Here is an 11,979-nt window from a genome sequence, read left to right as displayed (position 1 = left end):
GCGGCTCGCAGCGCCGCCCGGCTCGGGCTCCCCCGCTCGGCGCCCGCACCGCTCGTCGTCGACGCCGTCGCGCGCGCGACGTCCCGGCGGCCGGCCGACGTCGAGGCCCTGCTCTACGGACCACCACCCACCGACGACCGCGGGCTGGCCGACCTGGCCCGCGCCCTGGACCATCTCGAGAGCGAGGTTCACCGAACGTGAGCGACGACAGCCCCCAGTGGACGGCGACGGCCGCCCCGCCGACGCCCGAGCCCTCCCACGAGCTGCGAGCCGCCCTCGGTGCGGTGCGCGCCGAGGTGGCCAAGGCCGTGGTCGGCCAGGACGCGGCCGTCAGCGGTCTGGTCATCGCCCTGCTGTGCCGTGGGCACGTGCTGCTCGAGGGCGTGCCCGGCGTCGCCAAGACTCTGCTGGTCCGCGCCCTGTCGGCGGCGCTGGACCTGGACACCAAGCGCGTGCAGTTCACCCCGGACCTCATGCCCGGCGACGTCACCGGCTCGCTCGTGTACGACGCGCGCACCGCCGAGTTCTCGTTCCGTGCGGGCCCCGTGTTCACCAACCTGCTGCTCGCCGACGAGATCAACCGGACGCCTCCCAAGACGCAGGCGTCGCTGCTCGAGGCGATGGAGGAGCGGCAGGTGTCGATCGACGGCACGCCGCGGCCGCTGCCCGACCCGTTCCTCGTCATCGCGACGCAGAACCCGGTCGAGTACGAGGGCACGTACACCCTCCCCGAGGCGCAGCTCGACCGGTTCCTGCTCAAGCTGCTGCTCCCCCTGCCCGAGCGGCACGAGGAGATCGAGGTGCTGGCCCGCCACGCGGCAGGCTTCGACCCTCGCGACCTCGCCGGGGCCGGGCTCCGGCCCGTGGCGAACGCCGAGATGCTCGCGCGTGCGCGGGCGGAGGTGGCCCGCGTCCAGGTGGCGCCCGAGGTGCTCGGCTACGCGGTCGACGTCTGCCGCGCGACCCGGCGCTCCCCGTCGCTCTCGCTGGGCGTCTCCCCGCGCGGCGCGACCGCGCTGCTGGCCACGTCCCGCGCGTGGGCGTGGCTGTCGGGACGCAGCTACGTCACCCCCGACGACGTGAAGGCGCTCGCCCACCCCACCTTGCGGCACCGCGTCCAGCTTCGCGCTGAGGCCGAGCTCGAGGGCGTCACCACGGAGAGCGTGCTGGACACGGTGCTCGCGTCCGTCCCCGTCCCCCGCTGACATGGCGGTCACGTGKCGCGCGGCCGTCCTCGCCGCGCTCGGTCTGCCGGTGGTGCTCCTCGTGCCCGCCGGCGGGACCGTGCTGCTGTGGACGCTGCTCGTCGTGGTCGCGTGCTCCGTCGACATCGCGCTCGCGGCGTCGCCTCGACAGGTCGGCGTGCGGCGGGACGTCCCGTCGTCCGCCCGGCTCACGGAGCCGGCGACGTCGACGCTCACGCTGTCCCACCTGGGCCGACGACGGCTGCGCGCGGTGGTCCGCGACGCCTGGCCACCGTCGGCCGGGGCCGTCGACGACCGGCACACCATCGACGTCGCGGCCGGTGAGGGGACCCGGGTGCGGACGGTCCTGGTGCCCACGCGGCGCGGCGACGCGCACGCGGACCGGGTGACCGTGCGCACGGTCGGGCCGCTCGGGCTCGCCGGGCGGCAGGCCTCGCTGACCGTCCCCGGCCGGCTGCGGGTGCTGCCCGAGTTCGCGTCGCGACGGCACCTGCCCAGCCGGCTCGCGCGGCTGAAGGAGCTCGACGGGCGGGCGGCGGTGCAGGTGCGTGGCCCGGGCACGGAGTTCGACTCGCTCCGCGAGTACGTGATCGGCGACGACGTGCGCTCGATCGACTGGCGGGCCACGGCGCGCCGCTCGGACGTCGTGGTGCGCACGTGGCGGCCCGAGCGCGACCGCCGGGTGCTCATCGTGCTCGACACCGGCAGGACGTCCGCGGTGCGGGTGCTCGACGCCCCGCGGATCGATGCCTCCATCGAGGCGGCGCTGCTGCTCGCGGCGCTGGCCACCAAGGCGGGCGACCGCGTCGAGCTGATCGTCTTCGACCGCCGCGTGCGCGGCCGGGTGGCCAGCGCGACGGGTCCGCGGGTCATGGCCGCGTTCGCCGACACGCTCGCCCTCGCCGAGCCCGCCCTGGTGGAGACCGACTGGCCCGGCGTCGTGACCCAGGTGCGCGAGCGGCTGAGCCAGCGCGCCCTCGTCGTCCTGCTCTCGGCCCTCGACCCCGCCGCGATCGAGCAGGGGCTCCTGGGCGTGGTCGGCCAGCTCACCGACCGGCACCAGGTGGTGCTCGCCTCGGTGGCGGACCCCGAGGTCGACGCCCTCCGCGCGGGTCGCGGCAGCACCGCCGCGCTGTTCGACGCCGCGGCCGCCGAGCGGGTGGGCCTGGAGCGGGCGGCGGCCGCGATCCGGTTGCGGCAGCGTGGTGCCGAGGTGCTCGAGGCGCTGCCCGACGACCTGGCGCCCCGGCTGGCCGACAGCTATCTCGCCCTCAAGGCGGCGGGCCGGCTGTGACCGACCTGCTCACGCGCGCGCACCTGAACCGGGCCCTGCTGGCCCGGCAGCACCTGCTCGCGCGTCGACCCGGCAGCTCGCTCGAGGTCGTCGACCACCTGGTCGGGCTCCAGGCCCAGAACGCGTGGTCGCCGTACGTCGGGCTGTGGAGCCGGGTCGAGGGCTTCACCACCGACGAGCTCGGCGACGCGTTCTGGGACCGGACCGTCGCGCGGATCGCCGTGATGCGCGGCACCATCCACCTGGTCACGGCCGACGACGCGCTCCTGCTCCCGGGCCTGATCGCTCCCCTCTACGCGAAGGACCTGCGGGTCAACGCCGCACACGGCGCGGCGTTGCGCACGCTCGACGTCCCCGCCATCACGGCGGCGGCCCGCGAGCTGGTCGAGGCCGAGCCCCGCGTGACCACCGAGCTCGGCAGGCTGCTCGCCGAGCGCTGGCCGGACGTCGCCCCGAGCACGCTCGCCTACGCCGCGCGCGGGACGCTCCCGCTCGTCCAGGTACCGCCGCGCGGGGTCTGGGGCCGCTCTGGCGCGACCACCTGGACCACGGCCTGGTCCTGGTTCGGGCCGGCGCGGACGGCGGCCGCCCCCGACCTCGCCGACCCCGCCGTGCTCGCCGCTCAGCAGGAGCGCCTCGTGCGGCGCTACCTCGCGGCGTTCGGCCCGGCCTCGGTCGCCGACGTGCAGAACTGGTCCGGGCTCACCGGGCTGCGGGCCGTCGTCGACCGGCTGGACCTCGTGCGGTACCGCGCCGGGCCGTCACCCGGTGCCGTCCGCGAGCGCGAGCTGCTCGACCTGCCCGGGATGCCGCTGCCCGATCCGGACGTGCCGGCGCCCGTGCGGTTCCTGCCCGACTACGACGACGTGCTGCTGGGCCACGCCGACCGCACCCGGATCATGTCGCCCGAGCACCGCCCGTACCTCGCCAGCCCGAACGGCGTCGTGCCGGCGACGTTCCTGCTGGACGGGCGGGTGGCGGGGACGTGGGACGTGCCACGCGGCCGCCCCGGACCGGTCACGCTGACCGTCCGGCCGTTCGCGCAGCTGACCGCCGCGCACGCCGACGAGCTGCGCGCCGAGGCCGAGGCACTCGTGGTCCTCATGGCCGGTGCGGTCGAGGAGCACGACGTGGTGATCGTCGACCCTGCTTAGCCCGCGGTCGCCAGCACGTAGCCCGCGCGGTCGGCCTCGAGGTCGCCGGTCTCCCCAGCCCGCACCGCGCGCCGCCCGAGGACGATGGTGTAGGTCCAGAAGAGGGCCAGCGCGAGGACGCCGATGCTCACCTTGATGGCCCACGGCAGGCCGGACCCGGTGACGAACCCCTCGATCAGCCCGGAGACGGCGAGCACGCCGACCAGCCCGATCGCCACCGTGATCAGCGCCCGGCCCTCCTCCGCCAGGGCCCGGCCGCGCGGGCGCGGACCGGGGACCAGCCAGGTCCAGAACAGGCGGAGGCCGGCCGCACCGGCGACGAACACCGCGGTGAGCTCGAGCAGCCCGTGCGGGGCGATGAGCTGCAGGAACACGTCGAGGTGACCGTGCGCCGCCATGAGCCCGCCGGCCGCGCCGACGCTGATCGCGTTGCTGGCCTGGAAGTACACGGGCAGGACCCCGGAGATCCCGGTCCCGATGCTGACGGCGGTGAGCCAGGCGTTGTTCGTCCAGACCATCGCGGCGAACCCGGCACCAGGCGCGTAGTACTCCGCGAAAGACTTGTCGACGTACTCCTGCTGCTGGCTGGGCGTCCCCATCGACGCGAGGGCCTCCGGCTGGGTGGCCACCCAGACACCGGCGGTGACCGCGAGCACGACGAACGCCGCGGCGACGCCCACTGTCCACCAGCGGATCCGGTACAGGGCCGCCGGCAGCGAGACCATCACGAACGCCGTGACGTCGCGCCAGCTCGGCTCGTGGGTCCCCGCGATCGCGGCCCGAGCGCGCCCGACGAGCATCGACAGCCGCGTCACCATCTCCGGGTCGGGGGCGGCCGAGCGGACGCTCGACAGGTCGACGGCCACCGCCTGGTAGAGCCGGACCAGCTCGTCGGCCTCCGCGCCCGTGCGCCGGCGCTGCCGCACCAGCTGGTCGAGCCGGGCCCAGTCCGACGAGCGGGCCTGCTCGAACGCGTCGAGATCCATGCGGCACAGCCTGCCATCCCGCCGCCTCCGGCAACGGCTACCCTGCCGAGCATGGACGGCATCATCACGGGCGAGGGTGTCGTCCTCGACGCTCAGCCGACCTCGGCGGCCACCCGCGTGCTCGCCGCGCTGCTCGACCTGCTCGTGCTGGGCGCCGTGCTCGTCGTGGTCCTGATCGCCTTCAGCGCGCTGTCCACGGGCGCCTCCGAGGAGCAGGTGCGGATCCTCGGCGTCGTCCTGTTCGCCACGATCACGGTCGTGATCCCCACGACGGTCGACACCCTGACCCGCGGCCGCTCGCTGGGCAAGCTCGCGCTCGGCATCCAGATCGTGCGGGACGACGGCGGCCCGATCGTGTTCCGGCAGTCCTTCGTCCGGGCGCTCGTGGGGGTCGGCGAGCTGTGGCTGACGCTCGGCAGCGTCGCCCTCATCTGCTCGATCGTGAACCCCCGGGGCAAGCGCGTGGGCGACATCCTCGCGGGCACCTACGCGGTGCGGGTGCGGGGAGCCGCGAAGGTCCGCACGCCCGTCGTCATGCCGCCGTCGCTCGCCGGTTGGGCGCGCAGCGCCGACGCCGCGCGCCTGCCCGATGGCCTGGCCCTGTCGGTCCGCCAGTTCCTCGGCCGGGCCACCACCCTGCACCCGGCGTCACGCGTGGCCCTGGGCTCGCAGCTGACGTCCGAGGTGCAGCGCTACGTCAACCCGCTGCCCCCGGCGGGCACCCACCCGGAGGCGTTCCTGGCGGCCGTGCTCGCCGAGCGCCGCGACCGCGAGCTGGCGACCCGGCTGCGCGCCGGGGAGCGGGACGCCGCGGAGTCGTCGCTGCTGCAGCGGCTCCCCCACGGCGTGCCCGACCCGGTCGACTGAGCCCGCTCAGTACCGGTAGTGCTCCGGCTTGTACGGGCCGGACACGTCCACCCCGAGGTACTCCGCCTGCGTCTTGGTCAGCTCCGTCAACCGCACGCCCAGGGCGTCCAGGTGCAGCCGCGCCACCTTCTCGTCGAGCACCTTGGGCAGCCGGTACACCTCGCGGGCGTAGTCGCCGGGCTTGGTGAACAGCTCGATCTGGCCGATGACCTGGTTGGAGAACGAGTTGCTCATGACGAAGGACGGGTGTCCCGTCGCGTTGCCGAGGTTGAGAAGTCGCCCCTCGGACAGCACGATGATCGACCGCTCCTCCTGCGAGCCCTCGGCGGGGAAGGTCCACTCGTGCACCTGCGGCTTGATCTCGGTCCGCGTGATGCCCGGGACCGCGGCCAGGCCGGCCATGTCGATCTCGTTGTCGAAGTGCCCGATGTTGCCGACGACGGCCTTGTTCTTCATGCGGGCCATCTGCGCCGCCGAGATGACGTCCTTGTTGCCGGTCGTGGTGATGAAGAAGTCCGCCTGGTCGAGCACGTCCTCGAGGAGTGCGACCTGGTACCCGTCCATCGCCGCCTGCAGCGCGCAGATCGGGTCCACCTCGGAGACGATGACGCGCGCGCCCTGGCCGCGGAACGCCTCCGCCGCGCCCTTGCCCACGTCGCCGTAACCAGCCACGAACGCGACCTTGCCGCCCATGAGCACGTCGGTCGCCCGGTTGATGCCGTCGGGCAGCGAGTGCCGGATCCCGTACTTGTTGTCGAACTTCGACTTGGTGACCGAGTCGTTGACGTTGATGGCCGGGAACAGCAGCCCGCCGGCCTCAGCCAGCTGGTACAGGCGGTGCACGCCGGTGGTGGTCTCCTCGGTGACGCCCTTGATCTCCTCCGCGATCGCCGTCCAGCGCTGCGGGTCGGCCGCGAGCGAGCGCCGCAGGGTGCCGAGGATGACGAGCAGCTCCTCGGAATAGCCGGCGTCGCCCGGCTGCGGGTCGGACGGCACGGCGCCAGCCGCCTCGTACTCGACGCCCTTGTGCACCAGCAGGGTCGCGTCGCCGCCGTCGTCGAGGATCATGTTCGGTCCCGCGTCGCCGGGCCAGACGAGGATCTGCTCGGTGCACTCCCAGTACTCGTCGAGCGACTCGCCCTTCCACGCGAACACCGGCACGCCGGCCGGCGCGTCGACCGAGCCCGAGGGGCCGACGACGATCGCGGCCGCGGCCTCGTCCTGCGTCGAGAAGATGTTGCACGACGCCCAGCGGACCTGCGCGCCGAGCGCGACGAGCGTCTCGATGAGCACCGCGGTCTGCACCGTCATGTGCAACGAGCCCGCGATGCGCGCACCGGCCAGCGGCTGGGTGGGGCCGAACTCGGTGCGCAGGGCCATGAGCCCCGGCATCTCGTGCTCGGCGAGGCGGATCTGGTGGCGGCCGGCCTCGGCGAGGGACAGGTCGCGGACCTTGTAGCTGCCAGGGAGTTCGGAGAACGTGGACATCTCACTCCTGAGGGGGTGCGCTTGGGTGGGCGGGCACGACGAAGCCGGGCTACAGCCCTCGTCGTTCGCGCCGGCGCGACCCCTCTCGGTCTGCGGGCATCACCCACGCCGTCCGGGCCATGCTAGACCTGGCCCGCTCCCGCGACATCGGGTTCCGCGCCCGCGCGGCGCAGGTCCGGCTCGAGGTAGATGATCGTCGCGATCGGCACGGCCGCGCGCACCCGGACCTCGGCTGCGTCGATCGCGCTGGCCACGTCCGCGGCGCTGACCGCGGCGGAGACCTCGATCTTGGCGGCCACCAGCAGCTCCTCCGGCCCGAGGTGCAGCGTCCGCAGGTGGATCACGGACGGGACCCCTTCACCCACGAGCGCGGCCTCGATCGCCGCGACGTCCTTCGCCGTCGCGGACTCGCCCAGCAGGAGCGACTTCGTCTCGAGCGCCAGCACGATCGCGATGAGCACCAGCAGGATGCCGATGCCCGCGGTGCCCAGGGCGTCGAACTTGCCGTTCCCCGTGATCAGGGTCATCCCCACGCCGAAGAGGGCGAGCACGAGGCCGATGAGCGCGCCGAAGTCCTCCAGCAGCACGACGGGCAGCTCCGGGGCCTTGGCCGTCCGGACGAACGACACCCAGGACTGCGTGCCGCGGGTCTGGTTGGACTCGTGGATCGCCGTGCGGAACGAGAACCCCTCGAGCCCGAGGGCGACGACCAGGACGACGAGCGGCACCCACCACCAGCGACCCTCGATGGGGTGCGGGTCCTGCCACTTGTGCCACGCCTCGTACAGGGCGAAGAGGCCACCGAGGGAGAACAGGATGATCGACACGATGAACGCATAGACGTACCGCTCGCGGCCGTACCCGAACGGGTGCGCCTCGTCGGCCTCCTTGCGCGCCCGGCGTCCGCCGACCAGCAGCAGCAGCTGGTTGCCGGAGTCGGCCAGCGAGTGCACCGACTCGGCCAGCATCGAGCTCGAGAGCGTGAGCAGGTAGGCGATGAACTTCGTCACCGCGATCCCGAGGTTGGCCGCGAGAGCCGCCAGGATCGCCTTGTTGCCTCCGTCGTGCGCCACGCGGGCTCCTCGTGTCAGATCGGGGCGCGTGCCTCAGCTGCGGTGGACCGGCACGCCCTCGTCGATCAGCAGGACGGGGATCCCGTCGCGGACCGGGTACGCGAGGGGGTTCTCCGGCGCGGTCGAGACGAGGGTCGGCTCACCGTCCGGACCGACCCCGTCCACCAGCGTCGCGCCCGTCGCCGGGCACCGCAGGAGGTCTCGCGCCCACGGCTCGAGGGTGTGTCCAGATGTCGTGTCAGCCATCAGTCCTGTCCGTCCTGTCGCACCAGTGCGAGCACGTCGTCGCGTACCTTCTCCATGATGTCCTCGTCCGCGGCCTCGACGTTGAGCCGCAGCAGCGGCTCCGTGTTGGACGCCCGCAGATTGAACCACCACTGCGGGTGTCCGTCCCAGTGCGACACCGTCAGCCCGTCCAGCTCATCCACCCGCACCGGGCCGGCGCCCTGCTGCGTGACGTAGGCCTCGACCACCCGGCCGCGAGCCGCGGCGACGTCGGAGACGCGCGAGTTGATCTCCCCGCTCGCCGAGTAAGGCTGGTACTGCTCGGACAGCGCCGACAGCGGGTGCGGTTGGCCGCCGAGCGCCGCCAGCACGTGCATCGCGGCGAGCATTCCGGTGTCCGCGAAGAAGAAGTCGCGGAAGTAGTAGTGCGCGCTGTGCTCGCCGCCGAAGACCGCGTCGTGCTCGGCCATCTGCGCCTTGATGAAGGAGTGGCCGACGCGCGTCCGGACCGTCGTCGCGCCCGCGGCGCCGAGCAGGTCCGGCACCACCTGGGACGTGATGAGGTTGTGGATCACGGTGGGCGTGCGGCCGGCGGCGCGCTCGCGCTCCACCTCCCGGAGCCCCACGAGCGCGGTGATCGCGGACGGGCTGACCGGGTCGCCGTGCTCGTCGATGACGAAGCAGCGGTCCGCGTCACCGTCGAACGCCAGACCGAGGTCGGCATCGTGCTCGACGACGGCCGCCTGCAGGTCCCGCAGGTTCTCGGGCTCGAGCGGGTTGGCCTCGTGGTTGGGGAACGTCCCGTCGAGCTCGAAGTACAGGGGCACGACGTCGAGGGGCAGGCCCGGCAGGCCGGCGCCCGTGCCGAGCACGGCCGGCGCGGTGAAGCCGCCCATGCCGTTGCCCGCGTCGACGACGACCTTGAGCGGCCGGATGCCGGACAGGTCCACCAGCGAGCGCAGGAACGTCGCGTACTCGGCGAGCATGTCGCGGTCCTCGACCGTACCGCGCGAGGCGTCGTCGACCTCGGGAACCGCACCGGCGGCGAGGTAGTCGCCCGCCAGCTCGCGCACCGTCGTCAGGCCGCTGTCCTGGCCGACCGGTCGGGCACCCGCGCGGCACAGCTTGATGCCGTTGTACTGCGCCGGGTTGTGGCTCGCGGTGAACATGGCGCCGGGGATGCCCAGCGCACCGGAGGCGAAGTAGAGACCGTCCGTCGACGCCAGGCCGATCCGGATCACGTCGACGCCGCGCACGGCCAGGCCGTCGGCGAACGCCGCGACGAGCTCGGGGCCCGACGGGCGCATGTCGTTCGCGAGGACGACCTGGGGGCGCTCGGTGGCCTCCGGGAGCACCACGACGTCCGCGAACGCTGCGCCGATGGCGCGGGCGACGGTCGGGTTGAGCTCCTCCGGGACGACGCCTCGGACGTCGTAGGCCTTGATGAGGGCGGACAGATCGACACGGTCGGCTGCAGGGGAAGTCACGCGGTCATCGTACTGGGGCCCTCGCCGCTCAGGCGTCGCCGCCCACGACCTCGTCGCGGTCCAGCGGTGTGCCGTCACCGTCGAGCGCGAACCAGTTGCGCTGCTCGCACGCCGGGCACGAGACGAACACGACCTGCCGCCCGTCGGTGAGCGCCATCCGGATGCGGGTCAGGTCCGTCGCCCCGCACCGCAGGCACGCTTCGGAGCCGGGGACGACCGGCCCGGTCGGCTGGCTGATCGAGCCCAGCGGCTCCCCCGCGCGCTCGGCGCGGGCGCGCGCGGCGTCCCCCTTGCGTCGAGCCACGTCAGCCCTCGCCCCGCAGCACCCGCAGGTGCCCGCGGCGCGGGGCCTCGCTCAKAGCGGCGCCGACGGCCTCCGGAAGCGGAGCGAGCTCGGGCTCGGGGCGGCGCCCCGCCTCGCGCACGGCGTCCGCCAGCGCCAGCAGATCGTCCTGGCTCGGCGGTGCGGCCGCGAACTCGGGGGTCAACCGGACGACCTCCCAGCCGCGGGGGGCAGTCAGCCGCTCCGCGTGCTCCACGCACAGGTCGTACGAGTGCGGCTCGGCGTGCTGCGCGAGGGGACCGAGCACGGCGGTCGAGTCGGCGTACACGTAGGTCAGGGTGGCCACAGCTGCACGGCCACACGCCGTACGCGTGCACTGCCTCACGGATCTCACGCGCTGACCGTACCCCCGGGCGCCCACAGCCGTGCCTCCCCACGCCGTCGCCCCGACGCGATCTACAGTGCACTGTGAGCACTTCGCCCCCGCCGCCTGCCCGCCGCACACCCGGCATCGGGCGCCGCACGCTCGCCGTCCCCACGACCACCGTGGCCCCGGTCCGCCGTCGGGACCGCCGCGGTCGCGGACCCCGCGGCCCCCTGCTGCCGAGCACCATGCCCGCGTACCGCACGCGTGCCGAGCGGTTCGACGACCTCGTCCTGGACGCCGTCGAGCGGATCGAGCGGACCTGGGCGCGCCAGCTCGAGGGCACGGAGTTCGCGGTCGAGGACGTCCCGCCGTCGAACCCGGCGCCGTGGGAGCACGGCGGCGTCCCGCTCGGCCGCTACTTCCCCTCGGACGCAGGGCTGCCCGCGCGGATCGTGGTGTACCGCCGGCCCGTGGAGTCCCGGGCGGCCGATCCGCTCGACCTCGCCGACCTCGTCCGCGACGTCGTCGTCGAGCAGGTGGCCCACATGCTCGGGCGCTCGCCCGACGACGTCGACCCGCTCTACGGCGACAACCACTAGGGCGGGCCCACTACCCTGTCCGGACGATGAGCACCGCCCTTCCCCCCACCCCGGCCACCGTCCGCGTCGTCTGCGTCGTCTTCCACCCGGGCGAGGAGCTGGCCACGTTCGCCCGGACGCTGCGGACCGCGTCCGCCGCACCGGTGGAGCTGGTGATCGTGGACAACGGCACCGACCCCACGGTCGCGCGCGAGGTGGCCGACGAGTTCGGMGCCCACCTCGTCGTCAGCGGCGCCAACCTCGGCTACGGCGGCGGCGCCAACCTCGGCGCCCGGGGCGCGACCGCCCCATGGCTCGTCGTCGCCAACTCCGACATCGAGTGGCAGCCGGGCGCCCTCGACGCGCTCATCGCCGCGGGCGAGGCACATCCCCGCGCCGGGTCGGTCGGGCCTTCCTTGTTGAACACCGACGGCACCGTCTATCCCTCCGCCCGCGAGCTCCCCTCCCTGACCCAGGGTGCCGGGCACGCGATCTTTGTCCGGCTCTGGCCCGGCAACCCGTGGACCCGCCGCTACCAGGCGCAGCAGCAGAGCACCGGGGGCCAGCGACCCGCGGGCTGGCTGTCGGGCGCCTGCCTGCTGCTGCGGCGCGAGGCATTCGAGGCGGTCGGCGGGTTCGACGACGGCTACTTCATGTTCTTCGAGGACGTCGACCTGGGCGCCCGGCTCGGACGTGCCGGCTGGACCAACCTCTACGTCCCGCAGGTGCAGGTCACGCACGTCGGGGGGACGTCCTGGCGCGCGAAGCCGGCGACCATGATCTCCGCGCACCACGCGAGCGCCGCCCGGTACGTCCGACGCCGGTACCCGCACTGGTACCAGTGGCCCGTCCGGCAGGCGGCCGCCCTCGGGCTGCGCCTGCGCGAACGCTCGGAGCTCCGCGCGACCCGCTGAGACTTCAGCCGTCCCGAGACCGGGCCCGCTCGGACCTTGAGGCGACCCGCTGAGCCTC

General features: G+C 73.9%; 13 protein-coding genes and 1 pseudogene. 7 read left to right on the top strand and 7 right to left on the bottom strand.

The features are described 5' to 3' along the window. The 4 genes and pseudogenes from ACXJKA_RS15390 to ACXJKA_RS15375 all read left to right on the top strand — a co-directional run. Positions 1–201, top strand: a pseudogene (locus ACXJKA_RS15390) (DUF4350 domain-containing protein); the annotation flags it as partial. Continuing rightward, complete coding sequence (locus ACXJKA_RS15385) at positions 198–1,205, top strand: AAA family ATPase (protein WP_456826088.1); 1,008 nt, start codon at positions 198–200, stop codon at positions 1,203–1,205. The pseudogene ACXJKA_RS15390 and the gene ACXJKA_RS15385, both read left to right, overlap by 4 nt. A gap of 1 nt (position 1,206) precedes the next feature. Further along, positions 1,207–2,499, top strand: coding sequence for a DUF58 domain-containing protein (locus ACXJKA_RS15380; RefSeq protein ID WP_456826087.1), 1,293 nt, complete (start codon positions 1,207–1,209; stop codon positions 2,497–2,499). Next, positions 2,496–3,653 carry a winged helix DNA-binding domain-containing protein gene (locus ACXJKA_RS15375; RefSeq protein ID WP_456826086.1) on the top strand — a complete coding sequence of 386 codons (1,158 nt, stop codon included), beginning with the start codon at positions 2,496–2,498 and terminating at the stop codon, positions 3,651–3,653. Before ACXJKA_RS15380 ends, ACXJKA_RS15375 begins: the two co-directional genes overlap by 4 nt. Here the strand turns inward: ACXJKA_RS15375 and ACXJKA_RS15370 are convergent. Further along, on the bottom strand, positions 3,650–4,639 hold the full coding sequence (locus ACXJKA_RS15370) for a stage II sporulation protein M (protein WP_456826085.1): 990 nt from the start codon (positions 4,637–4,639) through the stop codon (positions 3,650–3,652). The two genes, ACXJKA_RS15375 and ACXJKA_RS15370, sit on opposite strands and share 4 nt — an antisense overlap. A 51-nt stretch (positions 4,640–4,690) precedes the next feature. Between ACXJKA_RS15370 and ACXJKA_RS15365 the strand changes: the two genes are divergently transcribed. Beyond that, complete coding sequence (locus tag ACXJKA_RS15365; RefSeq protein WP_456826084.1) at positions 4,691–5,506, top strand: RDD family protein; 816 nt, start codon at positions 4,691–4,693, stop codon at positions 5,504–5,506. A 6-nt stretch (positions 5,507–5,512) separates the two neighbouring features. Here ACXJKA_RS15365 and ahcY read toward each other — a convergent pair whose 3' ends face one another. The 6 genes from ahcY to ACXJKA_RS15335 all read right to left on the bottom strand — a co-directional run bounded on the left by ahcY (position 5,513) and on the right by ACXJKA_RS15335 (position 10,456). Continuing rightward, complete coding sequence (gene ahcY, locus ACXJKA_RS15360; protein ID WP_456826083.1) at positions 5,513–6,994, bottom strand: adenosylhomocysteinase; 1,482 nt, start codon at positions 6,992–6,994, stop codon at positions 5,513–5,515. 122 nt (positions 6,995–7,116) lie between these two features. Next, positions 7,117–8,067 carry a cation diffusion facilitator family transporter gene (locus ACXJKA_RS15355; RefSeq protein ID WP_456826082.1) on the bottom strand — a complete coding sequence of 317 codons (951 nt, stop codon included), beginning with the start codon at positions 8,065–8,067 and terminating at the stop codon, positions 7,117–7,119. 33 nt (positions 8,068–8,100) lie between these two features. Then, positions 8,101–8,313 (bottom strand): Trm112 family protein, encoded by a 213-nt coding sequence (locus ACXJKA_RS15350; protein WP_456826081.1) that lies wholly within the window; start codon positions 8,311–8,313, stop codon positions 8,101–8,103. After that, positions 8,313–9,779: a phosphomannomutase/phosphoglucomutase gene (locus tag ACXJKA_RS15345; protein WP_456826080.1), complete on the bottom strand. Its 1,467-nt coding sequence runs from the start codon at positions 9,777–9,779 to the stop codon at positions 8,313–8,315. Before ACXJKA_RS15345 ends, ACXJKA_RS15350 begins: the two co-directional genes overlap by 1 nt. A gap of 28 nt (positions 9,780–9,807) precedes the next feature. Then, entirely contained in the window at positions 9,808–10,083 is a 276-nt protein-coding gene (locus ACXJKA_RS15340; protein ID WP_456826079.1) for a hypothetical protein, read from the bottom strand. Position 10,084: 1 nt separating this feature from the next. Further along, positions 10,085–10,456, bottom strand: coding sequence for a DUF3499 domain-containing protein (locus ACXJKA_RS15335; RefSeq protein WP_456826078.1), 372 nt, complete (start codon positions 10,454–10,456; stop codon positions 10,085–10,087). A 74-nt stretch (positions 10,457–10,530) separates the two neighbouring features. Between ACXJKA_RS15335 and ACXJKA_RS15330 the strand changes: the two genes are divergently transcribed. Then, a complete protein-coding gene (locus tag ACXJKA_RS15330) occupies positions 10,531–11,028 on the top strand; it encodes a metallopeptidase family protein (protein WP_456826077.1) in 498 nt (165 codons plus the stop codon). 26 nt (positions 11,029–11,054) lie between these two features. Continuing rightward, the gene (locus ACXJKA_RS15325; protein WP_456826076.1) at positions 11,055–11,921 is read left to right on the top strand and encodes a glycosyltransferase family 2 protein; all 867 of its coding nucleotides are present in this window, start codon (positions 11,055–11,057) and stop codon (positions 11,919–11,921) included. The last annotated feature ends 58 nt before the right edge of the window (positions 11,922–11,979 follow it).

It is taken from the genome of Cellulomonas sp. P5_E12 (assembly GCF_054049315.1).
Note: the sequence above shows the minus strand (reverse complement) of the source record. Positions and strands in the feature narration are given on the sequence as shown.

Excerpts from the sequence above, each read along its gene's own strand:
- ACXJKA_RS15365 (WP_456826084.1), top strand. The coding sequence starts at position 4,691 with ATGGACGGCATCATCACGGGCGAGGGTGTCGTCCTCGACGCTCAGCCG.
- ACXJKA_RS15350 (WP_456826081.1), bottom strand. The coding sequence starts at position 8,313 with ATGGCTGACACGACATCTGGACACACCCTCGAGCCGTGGGCGCGAGAC.
- ahcY (WP_456826083.1), bottom strand. The coding sequence starts at position 6,994 with ATGTCCACGTTCTCCGAACTCCCTGGCAGCTACAAGGTCCGCGACCTG.
- ACXJKA_RS15370 (WP_456826085.1), bottom strand. The coding sequence starts at position 4,639 with ATGGATCTCGACGCGTTCGAGCAGGCCCGCTCGTCGGACTGGGCCCGG.